General features: G+C 70.2%; 20 protein-coding genes. 13 read left to right on the forward strand and 7 right to left on the reverse strand.

Annotated elements, in window-relative coordinates; translation table 11 throughout:
• The first annotated feature begins 17 nt into the window (after positions 1–17).
• On the forward strand, positions 18–491 hold the full coding sequence (locus OOJ91_RS21120) for a hypothetical protein (protein ID WP_266247459.1): 474 nt from the start codon (positions 18–20) through the stop codon (positions 489–491).
• A 107-nt stretch (positions 492–598) separates the two neighbouring features.
• Here OOJ91_RS21120 and OOJ91_RS21125 read toward each other — a convergent pair whose 3' ends face one another.
• Positions 599–2,110, reverse strand: a complete 1,512-nt coding sequence (locus tag OOJ91_RS21125; protein ID WP_266247461.1) for a glycosyltransferase family 87 protein — start codon at positions 2,108–2,110, stop codon at positions 599–601.
• Between the two features lie 567 nt (positions 2,111–2,677).
• Between OOJ91_RS21125 and OOJ91_RS21130 the strand changes: the two genes are divergently transcribed.
• Entirely contained in the window at positions 2,678–3,412 is a 735-nt protein-coding gene (locus tag OOJ91_RS21130) for an AfsR/SARP family transcriptional regulator (RefSeq protein ID WP_323178537.1), read from the forward strand.
• Positions 3,413–3,490: 78 nt separating this feature from the next.
• On the opposite strand, the gene OOJ91_RS21135 is transcribed toward OOJ91_RS21130, so the two are convergent.
• From OOJ91_RS21135 to OOJ91_RS21145, 3 genes are all read right to left on the reverse strand, one after another.
• Positions 3,491–4,018, reverse strand: a complete 528-nt coding sequence (locus OOJ91_RS21135; RefSeq protein ID WP_266247464.1) for a DUF2690 domain-containing protein — start codon at positions 4,016–4,018, stop codon at positions 3,491–3,493.
• A gap of 182 nt (positions 4,019–4,200) precedes the next feature.
• A complete protein-coding gene (locus tag OOJ91_RS21140; protein WP_266247466.1) occupies positions 4,201–7,062 on the reverse strand; it encodes a transglycosylase domain-containing protein in 2,862 nt (953 codons plus the stop codon).
• A 197-nt stretch (positions 7,063–7,259) separates the two neighbouring features.
• On the reverse strand, positions 7,260–7,715 hold the full coding sequence (locus OOJ91_RS21145) for a DUF5318 domain-containing protein (RefSeq protein ID WP_266247467.1): 456 nt from the start codon (positions 7,713–7,715) through the stop codon (positions 7,260–7,262).
• A 175-nt stretch (positions 7,716–7,890) separates the two neighbouring features.
• On the opposite strand from OOJ91_RS21145, the gene OOJ91_RS21150 reads away from it, so the two are divergent.
• Together OOJ91_RS21150 and OOJ91_RS21155 are read left to right on the forward strand one after the other, a co-directional pair.
• Positions 7,891–8,529, forward strand: coding sequence for a PadR family transcriptional regulator (locus OOJ91_RS21150; RefSeq protein ID WP_266247469.1), 639 nt, complete (start codon positions 7,891–7,893; stop codon positions 8,527–8,529).
• 23 nt (positions 8,530–8,552) lie between these two features.
• Complete coding sequence (locus tag OOJ91_RS21155; protein ID WP_007453851.1) at positions 8,553–9,632, forward strand: inositol-3-phosphate synthase; 1,080 nt, start codon at positions 8,553–8,555, stop codon at positions 9,630–9,632.
• Between the two features lie 63 nt (positions 9,633–9,695).
• On the opposite strand, the gene OOJ91_RS21160 is transcribed toward OOJ91_RS21155, so the two are convergent.
• Positions 9,696–9,944, reverse strand: coding sequence for a hypothetical protein (locus tag OOJ91_RS21160; protein ID WP_266247472.1), 249 nt, complete (start codon positions 9,942–9,944; stop codon positions 9,696–9,698).
• Positions 9,945–9,985: 41 nt separating this feature from the next.
• Positions 9,986–10,465: a methylated-DNA--[protein]-cysteine S-methyltransferase gene (locus OOJ91_RS21165; protein ID WP_266247474.1), complete on the reverse strand. Its 480-nt coding sequence runs from the start codon at positions 10,463–10,465 to the stop codon at positions 9,986–9,988.
• Positions 10,466–10,534: 69 nt separating this feature from the next.
• Here OOJ91_RS21165 and OOJ91_RS21170 point away from each other — a divergent pair, with 69 nt between their 5' ends.
• From OOJ91_RS21170 to OOJ91_RS21180, 3 genes are all read left to right on the forward strand, one after another.
• Entirely contained in the window at positions 10,535–11,056 is a 522-nt protein-coding gene (locus OOJ91_RS21170) for a hypothetical protein (protein WP_266247476.1), read from the forward strand.
• Between the two features lie 30 nt (positions 11,057–11,086).
• Positions 11,087–12,619 carry a flotillin family protein gene (locus OOJ91_RS21175; protein ID WP_266247478.1) on the forward strand — a complete coding sequence of 511 codons (1,533 nt, stop codon included), beginning with the start codon at positions 11,087–11,089 and terminating at the stop codon, positions 12,617–12,619.
• Positions 12,620–12,785: 166 nt separating this feature from the next.
• A complete protein-coding gene (locus OOJ91_RS21180) occupies positions 12,786–16,799 on the forward strand; it encodes a discoidin domain-containing protein (protein ID WP_266247480.1) in 4,014 nt (1,337 codons plus the stop codon).
• A 61-nt stretch (positions 16,800–16,860) separates the two neighbouring features.
• Here OOJ91_RS21180 and OOJ91_RS21185 read toward each other — a convergent pair whose 3' ends face one another.
• Positions 16,861–18,321 carry a CCA tRNA nucleotidyltransferase gene (locus OOJ91_RS21185; protein ID WP_266247483.1) on the reverse strand — a complete coding sequence of 487 codons (1,461 nt, stop codon included), beginning with the start codon at positions 18,319–18,321 and terminating at the stop codon, positions 16,861–16,863.
• 126 nt (positions 18,322–18,447) lie between these two features.
• Here OOJ91_RS21185 and murJ point away from each other — a divergent pair, with 126 nt between their 5' ends.
• The 6 genes from murJ to trxA all read left to right on the forward strand — a co-directional run bounded on the left by murJ (position 18,448) and on the right by trxA (position 25,512).
• Positions 18,448–20,205 carry a murein biosynthesis integral membrane protein MurJ gene (murJ, locus tag OOJ91_RS21190; RefSeq protein WP_266247486.1) on the forward strand — a complete coding sequence of 586 codons (1,758 nt, stop codon included), beginning with the start codon at positions 18,448–18,450 and terminating at the stop codon, positions 20,203–20,205.
• 444 nt (positions 20,206–20,649) lie between these two features.
• A complete protein-coding gene (locus tag OOJ91_RS21195; RefSeq protein ID WP_266247488.1) occupies positions 20,650–22,257 on the forward strand; it encodes a protein kinase family protein in 1,608 nt (535 codons plus the stop codon).
• Between the two features lie 43 nt (positions 22,258–22,300).
• Positions 22,301–23,005 carry an RNA polymerase sigma factor SigM gene (gene sigM, locus OOJ91_RS21200; RefSeq protein ID WP_266247493.1) on the forward strand — a complete coding sequence of 235 codons (705 nt, stop codon included), beginning with the start codon at positions 22,301–22,303 and terminating at the stop codon, positions 23,003–23,005.
• On the forward strand, positions 23,002–24,024 hold the full coding sequence (locus OOJ91_RS21205; RefSeq protein WP_266247496.1) for a hypothetical protein: 1,023 nt from the start codon (positions 23,002–23,004) through the stop codon (positions 24,022–24,024). The genes sigM and OOJ91_RS21205 overlap by 4 nt, the downstream gene beginning before the upstream one ends.
• A gap of 182 nt (positions 24,025–24,206) precedes the next feature.
• Positions 24,207–25,157: a thioredoxin-disulfide reductase gene (gene trxB / locus OOJ91_RS21210; protein ID WP_266247499.1), complete on the forward strand. Its 951-nt coding sequence runs from the start codon at positions 24,207–24,209 to the stop codon at positions 25,155–25,157.
• 31 nt (positions 25,158–25,188) lie between these two features.
• Positions 25,189–25,512 (forward strand): thioredoxin, encoded by a 324-nt coding sequence (gene trxA, locus OOJ91_RS21215; protein WP_007453873.1) that lies wholly within the window; start codon positions 25,189–25,191, stop codon positions 25,510–25,512.
• Positions 25,513–25,622 lie beyond the last annotated feature (110 nt).

Below are 25,622 nucleotides of genomic sequence, written 5' to 3' on the forward strand. Positions count from 1 at the left end.
CCAGACCCCTATCACCCGTGCCCGCGAGAAGGCTGCTCGGCCTTCTCGCGGGCACGGCCCTGGCCGCGTCGAGCCTCGGCTGCGGTGCCCCCGACCAGGAGCGGGAGGCCACGGAGAAGGCCACCGCAGTGGTCCGCGAGAAGGCCGAACGGTCCCGGCAGGCGATGTCGAACGCGCTGGCCGACCCGGGGGCCCCGCGCCAGGAGGCGCTGCTCGGTGCAATCGCCGAGTTGGTGGAGAGCGGGGAGCGCAACGGGTTCGTCTTCGGTCGCCGGTCCGAACCGGGTGATCGGATATGGCTGGACATAGCCTTCGACGGCACCGGCTACGCCGGAGGACTCGCGCCCGCCGAGGTGACGGCGCGGCTGTGTGTACGGATCAGCGGCGTCCGGGGCACAGAGCCGGAGGTGACGATGGCGGACACCGAATGTGACGTCGGCCTCGACCGGGAACTCGGCCAGGCGGACGCGACGGTCGGCCTACGGAAGTGATCGTCCCTCCGGGACGGCTCCCGTCGGGCGGCCAGGTCTGAGTTCCCTGTCGGCCAGCAGTTCTCGATCACCCGGCCATCGACCTGACGGCGCCGCACGACACGGTGTCAGACCCGCACGTCCTCCCCCTCGGCGACCGTCGTCGTTGCGCTGGGCCGCAGGCGGAAGCGGTCGACCCAGCCGACGTCGGGTGCGCCGTCGAGCACGCCGCCGTCCGGGTCGTCGGCATAGGTGGCCCGTACCGCGTCCTGCTCGGGGTGCAGGATCTCCCGGATGACCAGCACGCAGAGGGTCACCACTGTCGCCAGCCGCAGCGTCGAGGCCAGCACGAACACGCCCTCCGGGAAGACCGGACGGCTGGTCGCCGCGCCGAGCAGCTCACCGTAGAAGGCGACGAAGTAGCAGATCTCGGCGAACTGCCAGGCCAGGAAGGCACCCCACTTCGGGCGGGCCAGCACCACCAGCGGCAGCATCCAGAGCACGAACTGCTGGGACCAGACCTTGCTGAAGATGAGGAACGCGGCGACCACCAGGAAGGCGAGCTGGGCGAGCCGCGGCCGGCGCGGCGCCCGCAGCGCCAGCACTGCCACGCCGAGGCAGGCCAGCCCGAACAGGGCGTACGAGAGGGTGTTGAGGGCGGGGATGTTGGCGTTCAACCAGTCGAAAGGGCCCTGCTGGCCGGGGTCGTTGCCAACCTTGCCGTCGAGGTAGCGACCGATGTACCAGAGCGTGCCCCAGTCGATCGGCCGAGTGGTGTTCAACTCGAAGAACCGGCCCCAGTTGTCCGGGTTGGCGCGGAAAGCCGGCAGGTTCACCAGGACCACGGCCGCCACCGCCGTCCCGAGGGCGGTGAGCGCGGCGCGGAGCCGGTTCGCCCGCAGCGCCAGGACGAGGATCGGTCCCAGCACGAACAGCGGCCAGAGTTTCGCCGCGCCGGCGAGGCCGAGCAGCACCCCGGCCACGGCTGGTCGTCGCCGGGCCCAGGCCAGCAGACCGAACGCCGCCAATCCGACGGCGAGCAGGTCCCAGTTGACGGTCGCGGTCAGCACCAGCGCGGGGGCGATCGCGAACAACGCGGCGTCCCAGGGTCGTCGGCGGCGTAACGCCAGGATCACCGCCACGGTGGCCACGGCGAGCGCGCCGAGCACGAGCGCGTTGAGGTTGTAGAACCACTGGCCCTGGTTGATGCTCGGGTCACCGTCGCCGATGGCGTGCACCGGCAGACCCAGCGCCCCCATGAAGTAGCCGGTCAGCACCGGGTATTCCACCGGGTGGTCCCGGTAGGGCACCTTGCCCTCGTTGAGACCCTCGGCGTAGTAGAGGGCGAGCACGTCGGTGTAGCAGAACCGCGTGTACTGGACGTTCTTCTGCCAGGCGCCGTCCTGGCACGGGGATTTCTGCACCCAGTGCAGCGCGAGCGTGAGGCAGGCCAGCGCCAGGACGATCCGGACGGCGGTCCAGAATCGGCGCTCGTGGCCGGCCGGCCGGTCGAGTGCCGTCGCGTGGTCGCCCAACGGGCCGCCGATCGCACCGGAGAGGCCGCGGACGAACCCGTCGGAGCGGGACGGGTGGTCGGTGGTGCCGGCGTCGTCGATGCCGGGCGTCGACTGGGTGCTCATGAAAAGGCATCCTGCCGTACTCGCAGCGGTGAGTCATGTGTTCCTCTGCCCGTTCGGGTCGCGAACCGGCACCATTCGGTCAGCGAACTGTCACGCGGCGCTGAACAGAGGCTTCTCATGTGGATCGACGGTGATCAGAAGCCGGCTCGACCGGCTCGCCTTCGATGGTCGGTCGCGAGCGGCACGGCTCGCGCCTGCCGACCGTCTGTCGCGTCGTCGGCAAGCGTTCCTACCCATCCCTGGCGGCTCTCGCTTGCACGGGCAACACGCAGGCGATTCTCCTGCGGAACGCACTGTGGAGCGTGAGCCGATATTCCGACATCACTCACATCCGGGGCTGCCCACCTTCGGCCTTCGTGATCTTGAGCAGGCTTGACGGGCATCTACGGCTGGCTATGCTGATTCACGGCTCGCAATGGCCAACGCACCGCACGCAACACGGGGGCTCAATTGGAAATGTCGTTTTTAGGACCATTAACCGTTAGATCGGGCGTAATGGTCCTACCCCTTGCTGGGGACCGGAATCGCAGACTTCTCGCCGCTCTTCTCCTCGACGCCAACCGACCAGTGCCCATTGACCGGCTGATCGACGTGCTGTGGGGCGAGCAGCCACCCAACACCGCACGACAGCAGGTCCAGAATCGACTCGGCAAGCTGCGGTGCCTCCTGGGGCAGGCGCGCACCGCGCAGATCAACCGCATCGGTCGGGGGTACGCCCTCGAGGTGGACGAACACCAGGTCGACGGGCTCAGATTCCGGAAGCTCTGTGCCCAGGCCGAGGACGCTCAGCGACTCGGGCAGCTCGATCGCGCGGCGAACCACCTCTACGCCGCGCTCGGCCTCTGGCAGGGCACCGTCCTCGAGGGCATCGATTCGCCCGCGCTGCGGGCGGACGCTCTGTCGTGGGAGGAAGCCAGACTCAAGGCCATCGAGACATTGGTGGAGTTGGAGTTCAGCCGCGGCCAGCACAGCGCTGTCACCGCGGCTCTGCACACCTGGGTCCAGGGCTACCCCTACCACGAGGGTCTGCACTGCCGGCTCGCCGAGGCCCTGCATCTGGGGTCGCGCACGGGCGAGGCGTTGATGCTGCTACACCAGCTGAAGATCCGGCTCGCTGGGGAACTGGGCATCAGTCCGGGTGCCCCGGTGCAGGAGCTGTACCTTCGCCTGGTCGGCACCTCGACGGAGCCCGACACCTCCCGGCAATCCAGCCAAGCAGTTGAAGCGCTCCGGCGAGCGTTGACCGAGACGACACAGTCGCTGAAGGTGCTCACCAACGCCCTGGAGTTCCTCAATAGGTGACGCGGTCGGTGCCGGAGATCCGGCCTCGGGGCGAGCGCGCCGGTCGGCGCGCTCGCCCCGAGGGAACAACGGGTCGGGTCACCACCAACTGGTGCAGTTCCACCCATCCGCCGGGCCGGTCGGGTCGTAGCAGGCCTGCGCCTCCAAGCCCGCGTCGTTGACCATGTTCGTGTATTCGGACGGGTAGAAGGCACTCATCGAGGTCCGGTAATTCCCGTTGGTGTAGCGGCTGACCACCTTGAACAGCACGTCACTGGCGGCGGTCTTCGCCCAGGCCGTACGGCAGCGAGGGCTGTAGCGCAGGCTCACGCTGCCGAACGAGTCGGAAACGCTGTACTTGGTGATCGCATCGTCGGCGCACTTGTAGTAGCTCGAGCCGTTGTAGTAGATCTTGAAATAGGGATCCTTACCGTCGCACGACGATCCGCAGCCGCTCGTGGCGAGCGTCGCCGCGTCGATCCGCGTGCCCTGCCCCGCTGCGATCACCGCTTCGACATCGGAGGCCGGCACGGGCTGGGCCGGCGCGGCCTGGGCCGGGGTGGGTCCAGCGAGAAAGCTGAGGGCGAGGGCCGAGGCCAGGCCGGGGATGAGCAGCAGTCGTTTCACGGTTACTCCTACGCAGGTGGAAGGGACAACGGCAGACTGGCATCGGCCGTCATCACCGCACCACCGACCGCTCATCAGTTCCGGGTAGTCATCGACGTCCCTGTCTCGGTCCGGTGGACACGCAAAACGCCGCCGCCGGCCGAACAGATCGTCCGGCCGGCGGCGGCGTGTGCGCTGCCGGTCTAGTCCCGTGTGGTCGGAGACAGGCCGGGCAGGATCCCGCCCCCGTTTCCGCCGTTCCCGGGACCGCCGGGACCGCCCGGACCGCCCGGACCGTTGCCGCCGGGGTTGCCGTCGGTACGCGGGCAGAAGGGGTTGGTCAGCGGGTCACAGGCCGGCCCACCCGGCCCACCCGGCCCACCAGGCCCACCCGGGTTTGGCGGCGGCGCCGCGGGCTCCTTGCCGTTGCCCTTGGTGACGTCGCCCTCGCCGGTGACTGTGGGCAGGGGGATTTCCTCCTGGCCCTTGAGCGCGATGTTCATGTACTTCTCCCAGATCGGGCCCGGGAGAGTGGAACCACCGACGTCGTTGCCGTTGGCGAGATGGATCTGCGGCTTCTTCGGATCCCGGCTGCCGACCCAGACGGCGGTGGCGATCTGCGGGGTGTAGCCGACCGTCCACGCGTGTGCGTTGTCCTTGCCGTCGTACTCCCAGGTCCCGGTCTTGGCGGCGGCCTGGCGCCCGTCTTCAAGCGAGAGCTTGTTCGGCCCGGGAATCTGCTTCAGAACAGCGGTGACCTCGTCGGTGACCTTCTTGGAGATCCGCTGCTCCGGCTTGATGCGCTCGCTGCCGACCACCTTCCACTTGCCGGTGTCCTTGTCCTGCTTCTCCACCTTGACGACGAAGTGCGCCTTGATGTACTTGCCGTCATTGGCGAAGGTGGCGATGGCGTTCGCGTGGTCGAACACGGTGATCGGGTACTTACCGAACCCGGTCCAGTTGTCGAACGGGTTCGGCCCCTTCTTCGACAGGTCGAAGGCCTGCGGCGGGTTGATGCCCCACATGGTGGTCACACCGGCCTTCCGGGCCATGTCGACAACCTTCGCGGGGCCGATCTCGTCGGTGACCCAGTAGAAGGGCACGTTGTACGACTGGATCGTCGACTCTTCGAGGGTGCACCACTTGCCGCACTTGAGGTTGGTGCGGTTGGCGTTGCCGATCGGGTCCTTGGCGCCCTCGGGCTTGAACGGCGTGGGATCCCAGTGCGACTTGACCGAGATGCCCGCCTCGATCGCGGCGGCGAGGGTGTAGACCTTCATCGAGGAGCCTGGCGGGTGGCCACCGGCCAGGTCGCCGTTCTTGTCGGTGTTCTTGCCGGCCCAGTCGAGGTCGGCACCGCTGTCACCACCGTAGTAGGCGAGTACGCGGCCCTTCTTCGGATCGATCGAGACCACGGCCGCCATCAGGTTCTTGGGCTGGTCGTTGAGCTCGGAGCCCTTCTTCGACTGCATGGCGATGTTCTCGGCAGCCGTCTGGAGCTTCGGGTCGATTGTCGTGGTGATCCGGTAGCCGTCGTCCCGCAGGGCGTCGACGCAGCTCGTCTTGCCCTCCGCCCCGGTGTCGGAGCAGAGGCCCATCGCGTCCATCTCCTGACGGACGTAGTTGATGACATTGCCCCGAGGGCTGTCGACACCGAAGCCGTTGCCGCCCTTCTTCGGTGGCAGGACCTTCGGGTACGCGGTGGGCGCCGCGGGGTGGTTGGGGGAGTCCAACCACCCTTCCTTCTTCATGCCGTCGATCACGTAGTCCCAACGGGTCTTCGCGTCCGTCGGGTTGACCGCCGGGTCGTACCCCCGGTGGGTGTCGGTCGCCTGCGGCTGCTTGATCAGCGCGGCCAGGACCGCCCCCTCGGCGGGCGTGAGCTTGATCGCCGGCTTGCCGAAGTACGTCTGCGCCGCCGCCTCGATGCCGTACGCGCCGCGTCCGAAGTAGATCACGTTCAGGTAGTGCTGCATGATCGTCGGCTTGTCGTATTTGTCGTTCAGCTTGGAGGCGAGGATCGCCTCCTTGACCTTCCGGCCGTACGTGTCGTCCTTGAGGTTCGCGAACGCGTTGCGGGCGTACTGCTGCGTGATCGTCGACGCGCCCTGCTTGTCACCGTTGGAGACGTTGTTCCACGCGGCCCGGACGATGCCCTTGTAGTCGACGCCCGAGTGCCGGTAGAAGTTCCGGTCCTCGGCGGCGGCGACCGCGTCCTGCACGTACTGCGGGATCTGGTCGATGGTGACGAAGGTGCGATTCTCGTTGCCCAGCTTGGCCAGAGCGGTCTTGCCGTCCTTGGCGTAGACGGTCGTCGACAGCGGCAGCGGCATCTCGTTGGGCATGACGACGTTTGTCGAGTAGTAGGTGAACCCGACCACGCCGACACCGGCGAGCATGATGAAGATGGCGAACCCGGCGATCAGCAGGTTCATCCGCTTGCGCTTCTTGGCCCGGGCCGCCCCGGCCGGGTCACCCGCGCCGCGGCCACCTCGGCCACCTCGACCCGGGCCGTTCGGCCCACCGGGTCCTGCGGGGCCGCCCGGCCCACCGGAGACCGGGGAGACGCTCGCCCGGGCGACCGCGGCGCGGCCGCCCACCGACGCGGAGCCGACGCTGGCCCGGCCCGCCGACGCGGCGCCGACGGCAGCGGCGCCGACACGTGCCCGGCCCGCTGGCGCGCCCGGCGCCGGTGACACCGGCACCGAGGCCCGACCCGCGCCGGCCCGTCCGGCCGCCGCGCCCGGCGCCGGCGACACCGGCACCGAGGCCCGGCCGCTCCGACCGGGCGTGGCCGAACCCACCGATGCGGAACCGGCGGCGGCACCACCGCGAGGCGGCACGGACGCCGAACCACCCACCGACGCACGACCACCGGCGGGCGGCGGTGTCACCGAGGCCCGGCCGGGGGGCGCCGCGGGCTCCTCAGAGGCGGACCAGCCGCCTGCACGAGAGTCACCTCCGGGTCGGCGGTACGCGTCGTCCGCACCCGGCCCGGGGTCGCCGTTCGGACCCGGGTACTGGGCCCGACCGCGCGCAGAACTTGGATCGCCGTACGAGTTCATTCCTCACACCCTGCCGGTCGCGGTGGGGCGCGGCTGCGCCGCCACCGGGTTGCCGTGAGTTGCTTCACCCGGGATGCCGGCACGAGGGTGCCGACTCGCCAAGGTCATTGCCGTATCAATCGGGCCAATCGGACCAACGATTGGTCGACCGTCCCGGGTTATGTGCTCGGCCCCGAAGCCGGTCGAACCAACTGGGATCACCGTTGCGCCTCTCGCCTCCGCCGACCCGCGCCCTGGGCGCCCGCCGCGTCCTGCTCGCTGCCGCCAGTACCGTCACCGTCGCCCGTGAGACCGTCGCGACCGAGCAGGTACTGCTCGACGAGATGGTTCCAGTCACAGCCGAGGCACACCTCCACCACGAAGACCTGGAACTCACGTAGCGTCATCGCCAGCACGGGCAGCTCGGTAAGTGTCCGGGCCTGTCCGGCGGACTGCTTGAGTTCGTCCCCGTAAACGTAGTGGACGAGGGTCAGATTCTCGCTGCGACAGATGGGGCAGCGACGGTCGGTCGGTTCACCGTGGAACCGGGCAGCGTTTTTCAGGTAGGGCGACGCGTCGCACACGTCGTACGTGCCGACCCGGCCGGCGAGGAGCTCACGCAGCACTGCTCGCTTCTGAAGCGAGTAGTCGACGACCTGGCGCTGCGTACGCATGCGGAGAAGGGTACGCGGTCCGGCTCGACGAGGCGACCACGGTCACGATCCGTGACGACAGCACCCCGGAACGGGGGTTTGCCCTGGCCCACGCGACCCGCTAACGTGCGATGTATCGGTCCGATACATCGCGGCGGTTACCGCTCCGCGCCGGAGGGTAAAGAGAGGGTGGCTCGTGCTCGAATTCGCCATCCTCGGCCTCCTGCAGGAGTCTCCGATGCACGGCTATGAGCTGCGCAAGGAGCTGACCGCCAAACTCGGCGCGATCCGGGCGGCGATCAGCTACGGCTCGCTCTACCCGACCCTGCGCAGGTTGCAGGCGGCGGGATGGATCACCGAAGCCGCCGAGACACCCGCCACCGCCGAGGAGGTTCCCGCGCTGACCAGCCGACGAGGTCGGGTGGTCTACAAAATCACCGCGGAGGGCAAGGAACGCTTCGCCCAGCTGATCGCACAGGCCGGGCCCGAGACCTACGACGACACGGGTTTCGGTGTGCACTTCGCGTTCTTCGCCCGGACCGACCAGGCGACCCGCCTCCGCATTCTGGAGGGTCGCCGCCGCAAGATCGAGGAACGTCGCGAAGGGCTTCGCGACGTGCTGGGCCGGGCGGCCGAGCGCCTCGACGCTTACACCCTGGAACTGCAGCGCCACGGCCTGGACGCCTGTGAGCGTGAGGTCCGCTGGCTGGAGGAGCTCATCGCCAACGAGCGCTCCGGCCGAGCCCCGACGGTCCCGCACGTGGGGACGGCCGGTGGCCGACGAGAAGACAACAGCCCGCCTCCACCTGGAGAGACCAGGAAAGAGCGGCCGTGACAGAAAAGAAGGAGGCAGACGCTATGGGCTCCGTCCGCGTCGCCATCGTCGGTGTGGGTAACTGCGCCTCGTCCCTGGTTCAGGGCGTCGAGTACTACCGGAACGCCAACCCGAACGACCGCGTCCCGGGTCTCATGCACGTCGCCTTCGGCGACTACCACGTCAACGCCGTGGAGTTCGTCGCGGCATTCGACGTGGACGCCAAGAAGGTGGGCATGGACCTCGCGGAGGCGATCGTCGCCAGCGAGAACAACACCATCAAGCTCTGCGACGTACCGCCGACCGGCGTGTCCGTGCAGCGCGGTCCGACCTTCGACGGTCTGGGCCAGTACTACCGCGAGATCGTCGAGGAGTCCGACGCCACCCCCGTGGACGTGGCGCAGGCGCTGCGTGACGCGCAGGTCGACGTCGTCGTCTGCTACCTCCCGGTCGGCTCCGAGCAGGCCGCCAAGTTCTACGCCCAGGCCGCGATCGACGCCGGTTGCGCGTTCGTCAACGCCCTGCCGGTCTTCATCGCCTCCGACCCGGAGTGGGCCCAGAAGTTCACCGACGCGGGCCTGCCGATCGTCGGTGACGACATCAAGAGCCAGGTCGGTGCCACGATCGTGCACCGCGCGCTCGCGAAGCTCTTCGAGGACCGCGGTGTCGAGCTGCTGCGCACGTACCAGCTCAACTTCGGCGGCAACATGGACTTCATGAACATGCTGGAGCGCAAGCGGCTGGTCTCGAAGAAGATCTCGAAGACCCAGTCGGTCACCTCGCAGATCCCGCACGAGATGAGCAAGAGCGACGTGCACATCGGCCCGTCGGACCACGTGCCGTGGCTGGACGACCGCAAGTGGGCGTACATCCGCCTGGAGGGCCGCTCGTTCGGCGACACCCCGCTCAACGCCGAGCTCAAGCTCGAGGTGTGGGACTCGCCGAACTCGGCAGGCGTCATCATCGACGCGGTGCGCGCCGCGAAGATCGCCCTGGACCGGAAGATCGGCGGCCCGATCCTGTCGGCCTCGTCGTACTTCATGAAGTCCCCGCCGGTGCAGTACGCCGACCACGACGCCCACCAGGCCGTCGAGGAGTTCATCGCCGGCGAGGTCGAGCGCTGACCCGCTGAAACACCAGCAGCACCGTCGAGGGCCGGGTCCGCATGGACCCGGCCCTCGCCACGTTCAGCCCGCCATCTCCAGGTACGGCGACAGCCGCAGCGCCAACTCGTCGACCGAGTCGACCTCACCGCTGACCAGCGCGTCGGTCAACGCCATCCGCTCCTTCGCGGGCATGTTCAGCGTCACGCCAGAGCGGACGAGGTAGATCCGCATCGCCACCTCGACGGTCTTGTGCATGGACCGCTGCTCGGCCTCGGCAAGCTCCTTGAGGCGCTGTTCGACTTCAGGCTTGAGCGTCAGGGTGAAGGCCATACCACTTTTGTTTAGCTCCTCCGGTGGCACGTCAACCACGGTCAGGACCAGGCGTGTCGCAGCGCGACCCCGGCCTCCAACTCCAACAGCTTGACCTTGCGGGGCAGACCCCCGCCGAAACCGACAAGCTTGCCGCCCGCGCCGACGATCCGGTGACAGGGCACGAGCACCGGGATCGGGTTGCGGTTGCAGGCCACGCCCACCGCCCGCGCCGCACCGGGATCGCCGACCAGGCGTGCCACCTCGCCGTAGGTAAGCGTCTCGCCGTACGGGATGTGGGTCATCTCCCGCCACACCGCCCGTTCGAACTCGGAGCCGCCCGGCGCCGACACGGGCACGGTGAACGCGGTCAGCTCACCGACGAAGTACGCCCGCAGCTCGGATACGGCCTGCCGGGAGGCGTCGTCACCGGGCTCGTCGGCCGCCGACTCCACCCTGCCGAAGTGCGCCGCACGGACGCCCTCCGCGTCGGTGCCGACGGAGAACTCTCCGATCGGCGAGTCGAGCACAGTCCACCTCATCCCGACATTGTCCCGCGCGGCGAGGCTGAGCCGTTCGGCCGGTCGCCGCCTTTGCGTGACGTCGATACCGTGCGGGTCGTGGCCACGGGGACGCTCATCTTTCTCATCATCGGTGGGGCGGGTGTCGGGGTGCTGGCACTCGCCCTGCTCGGCAGCGAGCTGCTGCACTTCGGGCACGCCGACGTGGACGGGCCCATCTCCACCGAGACGGTCGCGGGGTTCGCCGGCGCGTTCGGTTTCGGCGGGGCGATCGTCAACGAGATGCTCGGCGCGCGTACCCCCGCGCTGATCGCGGGCGCGGCGGCCGGCGGCCTGCTCGCGGCCGTGCCCACGGCGTGGTTGGCGTCGCGGCTCAGTCGGGCGGCGCGCAACATGCGCACGGACCCCACGCCCACCCGGGACGATCTGGTCGGCGCGCTCGGCCTGGTCGTGACCCCGGTGCCGGTGAACGGGTACGGCGAGGTCCGGGTACGCGTGGCCGGCCAGCCGGTCAAACTCAACGCCCGCGCCGACCAGCCGATCCCGATCGGCGCGCAGATCTTCGTCGTGCAGGCGCTCAGCGAGACAAGCGTGCACGTCGAAACCTACTGATCACCTCCTCGCAGACGGGACTTCCCCTCCATGCCCCTGTTGATAGCTGTCGGCGGCGCGGTTCTCCTCGCGCTCATCCTGGTGTTCTTCGTTCTCTCCCGGATCAAGGTCGCCGGGCCGAACGAGGCGTTCATCGTCACCGGCCGCAAGGGCCGCACCACGCAGACCGCCGACGGCGCCCGGTCGACCGACAACTCCGGGCAGAAGGTGGTGCTGGGCGCCTCGGTCTTCGTGCTCCCGGTGGTGCAGAAGCTCCAGTCGCTCGACCTGTCCAGCCGCCGGATCGACGTCGGCATCCGGGGCGCGGTCAGCAAGCAGGGCATCCGCGCCGACCTGCACGGCGTGGCGATCGTCAAGGTCGGCGGCACCGAGGACGCGATCCGGGCGGCGGCCCAGCGGTTCCTGCACCAGCAGGCCGAGATCGACAACTTCACCCGGGAGGTGCTGGCCGGCGCGCTGCGCTCGATCGTCGGCCGGCTCACCGTCGAGGAGGTCATCCGGGACCGGGCGGCGTTCGCCAGCGCCGTGGCCGAGGAGGCCGAGCACTCGATGACCAACCAGGGTCTGGTGCTGGACACCTTCCAGCTCCAGGACATCCTCGCCGAGGGCTCGTACCTGCAGGATCTGGGGCGGCCCGAGGCGGCCCGGGTGCTCAAGGACGCGGCGATCGCCGAGGCGCGGGCCCGGCAGCAGGCCGAGCAGGAGCGGCTGCTCGCCGAGGAGGCCATCGCGGAGGCGAACCGGAACCTGGCTCTGAAGCAGGCCGGCATCCAGGCCGAGATCGACGCGGCGAAGGCCAAGTCCGCAGCGGCCGGCCCGCTCGCCCAGGCGGAACGGGACCAGGCGATCCTCTCCGAGCAGCAGAAGGTTGCCGAGCGCAACGCCGAGCTCAAGCAGCGCCAACTGGACACCGAGGTGCGCAAGCCGGCCGACGCCGCCCGGTACAAGGTGGAGCAGGAGGCCGAGGCGGCCCGCAACGCGGCGGTGCTGAACGCCGATGCGCGGCGGCAGGCCACCATCGCCGCCGCCCAGGCCGAAGCCGAGCAGGCGCGGCTCACAGGTGAGGGCGAGCGGGCCCGGCGGGCGGCGCTTGCCGAGGCGAACGCGATCGAGGGCGCCAAGGAGGGTGAGGCAGAGCAGCGGCGGCGCTCCGCGATCGCCGAGGCGGTCGAGCGCGAGGGTACGGCCGAGGCGGCGGCGATCCTGGCGAAGGGTGAGGCCGAGGCCGACGCGATGGCCCGCAAGGCCGAGGCGTTCGCGGCGTACGGAGAGGCTGCGGTGCTGGACCTGCTGGTCAAGGTGCTGCCGCAGGTGGTCGAGGCGGCGAGCGCTCCGATCGGGGCGATCGACAAGATGACTGTCATCTCCACCGATGGCGCGTCGTCGCTGACGAAGTCGGTGGCCGGCAACGTCGCCCAGGGGCTTCAGCTCGGCAGCGACCTGACCGGCATCGACCTGGCCGGCCTGCTGGCACGGCTGGGCTCGGCGTCCACTCCGGGCAACGGCACGTCGACAGGCAAGGGCGCGGTCTCCGTGGACGGGACGGCAGTCGAGACGCGCTGACCGCGGTACGCCGACGGGCGTCACTCCCTGCTCGGGGGTGGCGCCCGTCGGCGTACGGGGTGGCTTCGTTCGATTCCGGTTCGGACTGATCACGACTGACGCGAGCCCTTGACTCCCGTGAAACATCCCGCCAAGATCTGACAACGTTGTCATCTCTGGAGGCGCGATGCCCGAGCAATCCCCCATCTCACGGCGAACCTTCCTCTCCGCCGGAGCCACGCTGCTCGCGTCGGTCGGCGTGACCGCTGCCCTACCGGACGCCGCTCTCGCCGCGCCCGCGCCCCAGCCGGCCGCCGACCTCGCCCGGTACCGCCCGGTGGCGGTCTCCTCGACGGACTACGCGCCGACGCCCGGCACGTTCGCCGTGGATGGTCTGCCGCAGGTCGGCGTGCGTGGCAGTGGCTGGCGGGCCGCCCCCGGCGATCCTCAGTGGATCTCGGTGGACCTGCAGACGCTGTGCCGGATCGAGGCGGTCACCCTGGTCTTCGAGGCCACGCTCAGCGACGGCCCGTTCGATGGCAACTACACCGACACCGACGGCGACGAGATCCTTTCCAGCGCCGCGACGGCGTACCGGATCGAGGTCTCCACCGACGGCCGCGAGTGGCGGTCGGTGTACGAAACCAGCGAGGGCCAGGGCGGCACCCAGGCCATCAAGCTTGCCGAACCGGTGACCGCGCGCTGGATCCGGATGACCTCCACCAAGCGCTCGAACAGCAACCCGGTCGGCCTCAACGGCTTCCAGGTGTACGGCGTCGCCCTCTCGGGCCGCCCGGCGGCCGAGGGCTGGACCAGTTGGGAACGCGGCAACACCGGGCCGGTGCCCGAGCTGAAGGTGGCCGCCGACGGCACGGTCCCGCTGGAGTCTGGCTGGTCGCTGACGATTGACGACTTCGCTGGCACCGCCGACGGCGCCGAGCTCTCCCGCGCCGGCGTGGACGTGCGGTCCTGGCTGCCGGCGACGGTGCCCGGCACCGTGCTGGGCACCCTCGTCGACCAGGGCCACCTGCCCGACCCCGTCGCCGGCTTCAACAACATGCGCATCCCGGAGGCGCTGTCCCGGCACACCTGGTGGTACCGGCGTGCGCTGCGCCTGCCGCGCGGCCTCGACATGTCGGCCGGTCGCCGGATCTGGTTGGAGTTCGACGGCATCAACCACGAGGCCACCGCCTGGGTCAACGGCGTGCGGGTCGGCAGCGTCGCGCACCCGTTCGCACGGGCGGCCTTCGACATCACCGACGCCCTGGCCGGTCACCGCGAGCACGTCCTCGCCGTCCATGTCACCCCGATGCCCCACCCCGGCACCCCCGGCGACAAGGGCACCGACGGCCGTACCTTCCTCCAGTCGGCCCACCACTACCTGGACGCGCCGACCTACCTGGCGGTGTCCGGCTGGGACTGGATGCCCGCCGTCCGGGACCGGGTCACCGGTCTGTGGGACCACGTCCGGCTGCGCAGCACCGGCGCTGTGGTCGTCGGCGACCCGCACGTCCAGACCACGCTGCCCGACCTGCCGGGCACCGGCACGGCCGAGGTCACCATCAGGGTGCCGGTGCGCAACGCGGCGGCAACCGCGACCACTGTCACCGTCCGCGCCGAGTTCGACAAGGTACGCGTCGAGTCCACGGTCACCGTCCCCGCCGGCGGCGACACGACCGTCACCTTCGCACCGGACCGATTCGGTGCGCTGCGCCTGCGCAACCCCCGGCTGTGGTGGCCAAACGGCTACGGCGACCCGCACCTGTACGACCTGTCGCTCACCGCCACCGTCAAGCGCTCGGTCAGCGACCGGCGGCAGCTCCGCTTCGGCATCCGCGAGTTCGACTACGACTGGCACCAGCCGATCGTCATATCGCCGCCCGGCAAGCCGCCCCTGGAGTTCGTCGACGGCGCCGCCACCCAGACGGTCACCTTCGACCGGCAGCACGCCCGGCACGTCCGCATCCAGGCCGGTCAGCGTGCCACCGGGTGGGGCATCTCGATGTTCTCGCTGTCGGTGGCCGACGGCACCGGCCCAGATCTCGCGCTGCGCCGGGAGGCGACCGCCTCCTCGACGGAGAACGACACGAACGTGGCCGCCAAGGCCGTCGACGGTGACCCGACGACGCGCTGGGCCTCCCAGGCCGAGGACAACCAGTGGATCCAGGTCGACCTCGGCGCGGCCGTCGACTTCGACCGGGTCACCATCTCGTGGGAGCAGGCGTACGCCCTCGACTACCGCGTCCAGGTCTCCACCGACGGCGGCGCCTGGACCGACGTGAAGTCGGTGAGCAACGACACCCCGCTCGGCAGTCGCGCCACCCAGGTCGAGACGTTCCCGAGCCAGACCGCCAGGCACCTGCGCATCCAGACCGGCGCCCGGGTGACCTCGTGGGGCGTGTCCATGTGGACGCTCTCGGTGCAACGCCAGGCCGAACCGACCGTCGACCTGGCCTTGGGCAGGACCGCCACCGCCTCGTCCTCCGACGGCGACTCGAACGGCCCGGAGCGCGCCGTCGACGGCAACCCGAGGACCCGCTGGTCGTCGAAATTCGAGGACAACCAGTGGATCCAGGTCGACCTCGGCTCGCCGGTCGCCTTCGACCAGGTCACCATCGTCTGGGAGCAGGCGTACGCCCGCGACTTCGTCATCCAGGTCTCCGACGACGGGCAGCGGTGGACCGACGTCAAGGCGGTCAGCAACGCCATCACCCAGCTCAAGATCAGCGTGAACGGTGTGCCGGTGTTCGCCCGGGGCGGCAACTGGGGCTGGGACGAGCTGCTGCGCCGGGTGCTGCCCGACCGGCTGGCCGACACGGTCGAGATGCACCGCGACATGAACTTCACGATGATCCGCAACTGGCTCGGCAGCAGCAACCGCGAGGAGCTGTACCAGGCCTGCGACGAGCAGGGCATCCTGGTGTGGAACGACTTCTGGCAGGCCGGGCAGTTCCTGCCCAACCCGCCCGGCTACGTGGACATCGCCGCCGACACCATCCGCCGGTTCCGGCACCACCCCAGCATCGTGGTCTGGTGCGGCGCCAACGAGGGCGACCCGCCGCCGATCGTCGACGCCGGGCTCAAGCACGCCGCCGCCACCGAGCACCCCGAGATCCTCTACATCCCCAACTCCGCCGGCGGCATCGTCAGCGGCCACGGCCCGTACCACTGGGTGGAACCGGGCACGTACAACAACCGGAACACGTACGACACCGGCGCCTTCGGCTTCCACACCGAGATCGGCATGCCGGTGATCCCGGTGGTCGAGAGCATGCGCAACCTCGTCGGCGACGCCCCGCAGTGGCCGATCAGCGAGGTGTGGAACTACCACGACTGGTCGACGATCGGTAACCAGCGCGTCGGCACGTACCAGGCCGCGATCGACGCGCGGCTCGGCGAGTCCGACTCGCTCGACGACTTCGCCGCCCGGGCGCAGTTCGTCAACTACGAGAGCCACCGCGCCATGTTCGAGGCGTGGAACGCCAACCTCTGGCAGGACGCCACCGGCTTGCTGCTGTGGATGTCGCACCCGGCCTGGCACAGCACGGTCTGGCAGACGTACGACTACGACCTCGACGTGAACGGCGCCTACTACGGTGCCCGCAAGGGCTGCGAGCCGCTGCACGTCCAGGCAGACCCGGGCACCTGGCAGGTGCGGGTGGTCAACCACACCACTGCGGCGCTCACCGGTGTCACGGTCACCGCCCGGCGTTACGACCTGAACGGCCGCGCTCTGGGCACGCCGCAGCGTCAGAAGGTGGACGTCGCGCGCTCGTCGACGACTGCCGTGTTCCCCCTCGCCGCACCGGACGGCGGCGGGCTGCACCTGGTCCGGTTGGAACTGCGCGACGACCGCGACCGACTGCTCACGGAGAACACCTACTGGCGCTACGACCAGGCCGAGCAGATGCGGGCGCTCAACGACCTGCCCAGGGCCCGCCTGTCGACGACGACAGGTGTCGTCCGCGTGGTGAACGGCCGTTCCACGGTCACCACGACGGTCCGGAACCAGGGGCGCGCGGTCGCCGCGCTGGTCCGGCTGGCTGTCCGCGACAAGCGGGGCAACCGAGTCCTGCCGGCGCGGTACGACGACAACTACTTCTGGCTCCTGCCGGGAGAGACGCGTCAGGTGCGGATCTCCTGGCCGGCACGGCCGAACCTGGCCCGTGCCGTCACGGTGACGGCCGAGGCGTACAACTAGGTGGTCCTGCTCGTGGTTGGTCGCCGACCCGCGTGGCGGTGTCGGCGACCAACCCGGCGGGTTACGTGATCAGGCCCTCGGCGCGGGCCCAGCGCAGCAGCTCGGCCTCGGCGGCGTCGCGATCCAGCGGGCCGTGCTCCAGACGCTGCTCCTTGAGGTGCTTCCAGGCACGCCCCACCACAGGCCCCGGCGGCACGCCGAGCAGCTCCATGATCGCGTTGCCGTCCAGGTCCGGGCGGACCCGGGCCAGGTCCTCCTCGGCGGCGATCCGGGCGATCCGATCCTCCAGCGCGTCGTAGTCGGCGGCGAGCTGGGCGGCCTTGCGACGGTTGCGGGTGGTGCAGTCCGAGCGGGTCAGCTTGTGCAGCCGGGGCAGCAGGTCACCGGCGTCGGCGACGTAGCGGCGCACCGCCGAGTCGGTCCACTCGCCCCGCCCGTACCCGTAGAAGCGCAGGTGCAGCGCCACCAGAGCGGTCACCTTCGCGGTGATCTCCTTGGGGTAGCGCATCGCCTTCATCCGGGCCTTCGTCAGCCGGGCGCCGACCACCTCGTGGTGGTGGAAGCTGACCCGACCGTCGGAGCCGACGGCCTTGGTCGCCGGCTTGCCCACGTCGTGCATGAGGGCGGCCATCCGCAGGATGAAATCGCAGCCCTCCTCCTCGAAGGAGACCGCGTTCTCGACGACTGTGAGCGTGTGCTCGTAGACGTCCTTGTGCTGGGCGTGCTCGTCGATCTCCAGCTTCAGGCCGGTCAGCTCCGGCAGGAACCGCTCGGCCAGCCCGGTGTCGACAAGCAGCCGCAGCCCGGTGATCGGGTCGGTGCCACAGAGCAGCTTGGTGAACTCGTCCCGCACCCGCTCGGCCGTGATCCGGTCCAGGTCGGCGGCCATCTCGGTCATCGCCGTGCGCACGTCCGGGTGCACGGCGAAGCGCAGCTGGGCGGCGAACCGGGCCGCCCGCAGCATCCGCAGGGGGTCGTCGCCGAACGACTCACCCGGGGTGCTCGGAGTACGGATGATCTTTGCCGAGAGGTCGTCCAGCCCACCGTGCGGATCGGTGAAGCGGTGCTCCGGCAGGCTGACGGCCATCGCGTTGATGGTGAAGTCCCGCCGCTTCAGGTCCTCGTCGAGGCTGGTGCCGTACACCACCACCGGGTTGCGACTGACCTGGTCGTACGACTCGGCGCGGAAGGTGGTGATCTCCAGCCGCAGGCCGTCGCGCTGGAGGCCGATGGTGCCGAACTCCCGGCCGGTCTCCCAGATCGACTCGGCCCAGCCCTTGATGATCCGCAGCGTCTCGTCGGGGTGCGCGTCGGTGCAGAAGTCCAGGTCGTCGCCGAGCCGGCCGAGCAGGGCGTCTCGCACCGAACCGCCCACCAGGTGCAGCTCGTGACCGGCGCGGACGAAGCGGCGGCCCAACTCGTCGGCGACCGGGGAGACCCGGAGCAGTTCGGCGACGGCGTTGCGCTGCGCGGCGGTGAGTTCGCGGCGGTCGGCGGCGTGAGGAGCGGAGGCTTCGGACATGGGATCGCCAGCTTATCGGGCCGAGGTGTGATCCGATCCGCCGGGCGTGGGTAACGGGCAGGGGTTGACTATGGTCTGTGACGTGCGGGTCGGTGCCCGGCTCGACGTACCCCTGGGAGGCTGGAGATGAGCGGCGGGCTCTACCGCAGCGCGAACGCCGCGCAGGACGGCGGTGCGGGAGCCGACGTCCGCCCCTCCGACGGCGCCACGTTCATTTCCGCCGAGCCACTCAACCAGCCGGCCATGGAGTCGACAGCCCCGCCACAGGAGCAGGTGGGCGAGGCGAGCGCCGCCGCCAACAGCGCGGTGATGGCGGTCGGCAGCCTGGTCAGCCGGGGTACGGGCTTCCTGCGCAACCTGGTCATCGCGGCGGCGCTCGGCGGCGCGCTTGTCGGTGACGCGTACACCACCGCACAGATCCTGCCCGGGATGGTCTACGAGTTCCTGCTCGGCGGCGTGCTCACAAGCGTGCTGATCCCGGTACTGGTGCGCCGCCGCAAGGTCGACGTCGACGGCGGTCAGGCGTACGCCCAGCGGCTGCTCACCCTCGCGGTGCTCGCCCTGGGGGTCGCGGCGCTGCTCGCGGTCGCCTTCGCCTCGACGCTTACCTGGCTCTACGGCAGCGGCCCGTCGAATGGCGATTATTCGCAGCTGGTCACGGGGCTGGCCCGCCTCATGCTGCCGATGATCTTCTTCTCCGGGTTGAGCGCGCTGATCAGCGCGGTGCTCAACACCCGGGGGCACTTCGCCGCCCCGATGTGGGCGCCGATCCTCAACAACCTCGTGGTGATCGGAACGGCGGGTCTCTACATCGCCGTGTTCGGCGCGGAGATCGTCCGTCCGGAGGAGATGACCACCGGACGGATCCTGCTGATCGGCGGTGGCACCCTGCTCGGCGTCGCGGTCCAGGCGGCGGGTCTGCTGCCGGCGCTGCGCAAGGTCGGCTTCCGCTGGAAGCTGCGCTTCGACTTCCGCGCGCTCGGCCTACGCGAGCTGGGCCGGCTCGGGGCGTGGATGATCTGCTACGTCGCCGTGAGCCAGGTCGGCCTCATCGTGCTGTTCAACCTGCTGAACCGGGCCGGCAAGGAGAACGCCGCCGGCCCGCTGATCTACAACAACGTCTTCCTGCTGCTGATGACCGCGCACGGCATCATCGCCGTCTCGATCATCACCGCGCTGATGCCCCGGATGAGCGCCGCCGCCGCCGACGGCCGGTACGCAGACGTCGCCGCCGACCTGTCGCGCGGCACCCGCACCGTCACGGCGGTCCTCGCCCCGATCGCGGTCTGCTACGCCGTCCTCGCCACCCCGATCGCGTTCACACTGTTCCGGTTCGGCGCGTTCAACGCCGACAACGCCACCGCCACCTCCGTCGTGCTGCTCGCGGCGGCGCTGGCGCTGGTCCCGTTCGCGGTGAGCCAGCTCTTCACCTTCGCCTTCTACGCCCTGCCGGACACCCGCACCCCCGCGCTGATCAACATTCCGGTGGTGGCGCTGCGGATCGGCGTGCAGGTCGTGCTCTTCGTGGCCTTCTCCGCCAGCTTCGCGGGCGCCGGGATGATGATCGGCAACGCGGTCTCCTATGTGGCGGCGGCGGTCGGCTCCGCCTGGCTGCTGCGCCCCCGGGTCGGGCGTATCGGCCTCGGGGAGATCATGCGTACGGCCGGTCGGGTCCTGGTCGCGGCGCTCGGCGCGGCGCTAATCGGTCTGCTGGTGGTCAAGCTGCTGCCCGGCGACGACACGCCGACCCGACTGCAGGCCATCGTTCAGCTCGTGATCGGTGGCGCGGTGATCGTCGGGACGTATCTGGGTCTCGCCATGGTGCTGCGGATCGGCGAGATCACCGAGGTGGTCGGCATGGTCCGCCGCCGCCTCGGCCGCTGACGGCGGGCTTTCCAGGCCAGAGGTGCCGGCCACACGGAACGTGACCACGGATCACCAGGCTGGGGACGCACCTGTGGATAACTCCGCGATTCGCCGGTCAGGAACCAGATCTGCCTGTGGATAACCAACCGTACGGATGAGCGTGCCTGTCCGATCGGAGGGAACGCGGCTGCTGGCGGGGGCGCCACGCGGGCGCGGCCCCGACGTCGGTCACTTGCAGTGAAGCCGTAGATTGAGCTAGTACATGTGCCAGCAACGTGGCTGACAACGGTCGTAACCGGACGACTTCCCCGACTCCCGGCACCCCGCCGGGTACGGCAAGAAGATGACATGTCGGGGAGACGGGCAACCCGGGTAAGGTCGCTCTCGACGGGTACGGCAGGCGCCGACGCTGCGCGTCGACACCGGTTGGCCGGTTCCTTCGACGGCAGAGCGGGAAGCCACATGCCCAGCAGTGCGGGTCCATCGATCGACACGATCACCGAGGGAGGACGGGTGACCCAGGTCGGCGAGGGTCAGGAGGCGGACGAGAGCGCTCCGCCGGTCATGACCTTCGGTGCTCCCACGGCCGGTGAAATCCTCGCCGAGCGTTACGAGCTGGTCGAGCACATCAACAACGACAGCGCGGGTCGGCTGGTCTGGCGCGGGGTCGACGTCATCCTGCGCCGCCCCGTCGCGGTGGTGCTGCGCTACCCGGGTGGCGACTCCGCCACCGAGATGCTCCAGGCCGCCGTCGCGGCCAGCCGGGTCATCCACCCCAACCTGGTCGGCGTCTACGACGCGATCGACGAGGCCGAGCGGGCGTACGTGGTCCGCGAGTGGGTGGACGGGCAGTCGTTGCGCGACCTGGCCGCCGAGGGTCCGCTGGACCCGGCGCGGGCCACCGCGATCGGCAACGCGGTCGCGAGCGCGCTCGCCGCGGTGCACGCCACCGGAATGGTGCACGGCAACGTCCACCCCGGCACCGTCATGATCAGCGACGAGGGCCGCGTGGTCCTGGCCGACGCGCGCACCGACGGCGACGACAGCCAGGAGAGTGACATCCGGGCGGTCGGCGGCGTCCTCTACTTCGCGCTGACCGGGCACTGGCCGCACGCCGAGGCACCGCTGCGCGGCGCCACCGCCGGCCACGGTCGGGCCGCCATCCCGGACGCGGTCCGCGACGCCGGCGGTGCCCTCGCGGCACCCCGCCAGGTTCGGGCCGGGGTGCCCGCATACCTGGACGACCTCACCATGGATCTGCTCGACGCCGAGATCGCGCCGCCGTCGTCCGACGTGCTGGCGGCCGAGTTGGCCAGGCTGGACGTGCCCGCCGAGGAGGAGCACTACCTCGACAACGGCGGGCCGCTGCGGTTCGCCGCCGACACCGAGGAAGAGCCGTCACCGCTGGCCGCGGCCGGTGGCCGCAAGGTCGCCATCGGCATCGCCGGCCTGCTGGCGGTCGCCCTGGTCGGCCTGCTCATCGGGATCAGCGCGCTCGGCGGCAAGGACAAGGACCCGCAGGACACCGCCGGGGCCACGCCCTCCGCCAGCGCTCCGGCCGGCGACGCCACCCCGGCCGCCGCCACGGTCCGCAACCTCCGCGTGCAGGACATCCGGATCATCGACCCGGACAGCAGCAAGCGCGACGAACTCGGCGACTCCAACAAGATCATCGACGGTGACAACGACAAGGGTTGGGAAACCGACCGCTACCCGAACGCCACGTACGGGAACCTCAAGGCCGGCATGGGTGTCTGGCTGGACCTGGGTTCACCGCACACGGTGAAGTCGGTGCAGGCCGTGCTGTCCGGTCGAGGCGCCACCGCGAAGCTGCTCGCCGGCACGGCCGGCTACCCGGCGACCTCCAACGGCGACAAGCAGATGGTGGCGAACTACAAGACCGAGATCGGTGTCCTCAAGGAGCACGACGGCACCACGATGACCTTCAACGGCTTCAACGCCGACCAGAAGTACCGCTATCTGCTGCTCTGGTTCACCGAGCTGCCGGCCATCGGCGACGAGGACGGCTTCCGGCTCGGCGTGCAGGAGATTACGGTCCAGGGTTCGTGATCCGGGCAGCACGATCCGGGCGCCGCATCCGCTGGACGTGGTGATGGACGGGCGCGACACGGCAACGGATCTTGAGCTGCTGCGCGCCCACGCCACCGGCGACCGGGACGCCTTTACCGTGCTGTTCCACAGGCACCGCGACCGGCTCTGGGCGGTGGCCCTGCGGACGCTCGGTGACCGCGAGGAGGCCGCCGACGCCCTCCAGGACGCCCTGCTGTCGGCACACCGGGCGGCCGGCCGCTTCCGCGGCGACTCCGCCGTCACCACGTGGCTGCACCGCATCGTGGTGAACGCGTGCCTGGACCGGATCCGACGCCGGCAGGCGCACCCCACAGTGCCGCTGCCCGACGGCAACCGGTCCGGCGACGGATCGGGCACCGGCGGTGTCGAGCCAGCCGCGCCCGCTCAGGACCACGACACCGCGCTTGTCGTCCGCGCGGCGCTCGCCGCGCTGCCGGTCGAGCAGCGGGCCGCCCTGGTGCTCGTGGACGTGCAGGGCTACCCGGTGGCCGAGGTGGCCCGCATCCTCGGTGTCGCCGAGGGGACGGTGAAGAGCCGGTGCGCCAGAGGTCGGGCCCGGATGGCGGTGCTGCTCGGGCATCTGCGGCCGGCGACGCCATCGCATCCCGCCCCGGCCGCCCGGATCGCGGACGTGCCCGGCGTCACGCCGGGGAACCCGCGCCCTGCCGAGGGCGTCGGATCGGGGTCGGTTCGGTACCGGCAGGACGCCAACCAGGAGGACGCGTGACGAACGAGGAGTTCAGGGAGGTCGACACCGACCTGCTCGCTGACTACCTCGGCGGCGCGTTGGACGGCACACCACAGCAGGCGGAGATCGCCCGGCTGGTCGACGCGGATCCGGCCTGGGCCGAGGCGTACGCCCTGCTGGCTCCCGCGGTGACGCAGGTCCGCGCCGAGCTGGCCCGCTGGGCCGAGCCCTCCCCTGAGCTGCCCCCCGCCGTCGCCGAACGGATCGCCGCTGCGCTGGCCACGGCGGACGCCCCGCCGGCCGACGCCCCGGCCGACGTACCCGTCACGCTCACCGGCGCCACCGGTTCGCCCGAGCCGGCCGCTCCCGCGACGCCTGTCGGTGTCCCCGCACAGGGCGGCCGTCGCCCCGGCAGTTCCGCACCTAGCGAGTCGGGGCGCGGCAGAGCCACCGGCCCGGGTCGCCGGCAGCGCCGCTGGGCCCGGACCGCCGCTCCGGTGGCCGTCGCGGCGGTCGCCGTCGTCGCGGTCGGCCTGGGCCTGGGCCTGCGCCAACTGTCGACGAACACCACGGACAGCGGTGCCATGGACCGTCCGGCGAGTGCGCCCGGAGATGTGGCAGCGGCCGGGGCGGCCCGTACCTCCGGGCCGGCACTGCACAGCGGAACGGACTACAGCCCGCAGACCCTCGGTCAGGCGCTGGGCAGCGCCTCGTCCAGCCGGCCCTCACCGCTGCTCGGCACCACCAGCAGCGCCCCCCAGCAGCAGCCCGGGGTGGACGCCGAAGGTGGCCGACGGCCCGCCCCCGACGGGTCGGACCAACTGGCTCGACTGAGCAGCGAGGCGGCGCTGACCGCCTGTCTGGCGGCCGTGGCGGCGGAGCACGGCTCGACCCCGCTGATCGTCGAAGTGATCGACTACGCGCAGTTCCAGGGCGAGCAGGCGCTTGTCATCCGGTTCACCGACCCGACCGGGGCCCACTGGGCCTGGGTGAGCGGCCCCGAGTGTGGCGTACCCGGGTCCGGCTCGGACAGCCGGTATTCGGCGCGGGTAGGGTGAATCCGTGGTCATCGGTGCGATGAGCCTCCACGTGACCTGACCCACCGGATGCCCGGCTCGGGAATCCCCGCTTCGTACGATGACGTTCTGGAAGTCAGCTGCCGGCACCCCCCAGGCGTCGGCACTCGGATCGGCATCGGTGCGCGCGCCGACGCCGAACACACACAACTCGGGAGACGGCAGTGGACGAGGTCCGCAACCTGATCATCATCGGCTCCGGCCCGGCCGGTTACACGGCGGCGGTCTATGCGGCGCGCGCCAACCTGAAGCCGCTGATCATTGAGGGCGTGCAGTCCGGTGGCGCGCTGATGACCACGACCGAGGTGGAGAACTTCCCGGGCTTCGCCGACGGCATCCTCGGCCCCGAGCTGATGGACAACATGCGCAAGCAGGCCGAGCGGTTCGGCGCCGAGTTCCTCACCGACGACGTGACCCGGGTCGAGCTCGTCGACACCGGCGACTCCGGCGCCGGCGCGGTGAGCACCGTGTGGGTCGGCGAGACCGCCTACCGGGCCCGCTCCGTCATCCTCTCCACCGGTTCGGCCTGGCGTCCGCTGGGCGTGCCGGGCGAGCAGGAGTACCTGGGCCACGGTGTCTCCTCGTGCGCCACCTGTGACGGCTTCTTCTTCCGGAACCAGCACATCGTGGTCGTCGGCGGCGGTGACTCGGCGATGGAGGAGGCCAGCTTCCTCACCCGCTTCGCCGACTCGGTGACAATCATCCACAGGCGTGACTCGTTCCGGGCCAGCAAGATCATGGCCGACCGGGCGCTGAGCAACGAGAAGATCAAGGTCGAGTGGAACAGCACAGTCGAAGAGGTCCTGGGGGCCGACGGCAAGGTCACCGGCGTCCGGGTCCGCAACGTGCACACCGGCGAGAGCAAGGTGCTGGACGTGACAGGCGTGTTCGTGGCCATCGGTCACGACCCGCGCAGTGAGCTGTTCCAGGGCCAGGTCGAGCTGGACGACGAGGGGTACGTGAAGGTCCAGGCCCCCGGTACGCGGACGAACGTCCCCGGTGTCTTCGCCGCCGGTGACGTGGTCGACCACACCTACCGCCAGGCGATCACCGCGGCCGGCACCGGCTGTGCCGCCGCGCTCGACGCCGAGCGGTTCATCGCGACGCTCAGCTGAAACAGGAAACACATCCCGGAGGAGGGCAATAGTGGGAAATACCAAGGCGGTCACGGACGCGAGTTTCGTCGCTGACGTGCTGCAGGCCGACAAGCCGGTGCTGGTGGACTTCTGGGCCGAGTGGTGCGGGCCGTGCCGCAAGGTGTCGCCGCTGCTCGAGGAGATCGCGGGCGAGATGGGCGACCAGGTCACCATCGTCAAGCTCAACATCGACGAGAACCCGGAGACCGCCCGGGCCTACCGGGTCATGTCGGTACCGACCCTCACCGTCTTCAAGAACGGCCAGCCCGTGCAGTCGATCGCCGGCGCCAAGCCGAAGGGCGAGCTGGTCCGGCTCATCGAGTCGGCCCTCTGATCCGCAGAGACACCACCGAACCCCGTACCCGCTCGTCGGGTGCGGGGTTCGCTGTCTCCCCGGCCGGCACGCACGGAGTTTTTCCAGGCCGAGCCACCTGGCCGCTCCGG

It is taken from the genome of Micromonospora lupini, from assembly GCF_026342015.1.
Classification (GTDB): domain Bacteria; phylum Actinomycetota; class Actinomycetes; order Mycobacteriales; family Micromonosporaceae; genus Micromonospora; species Micromonospora lupini_B.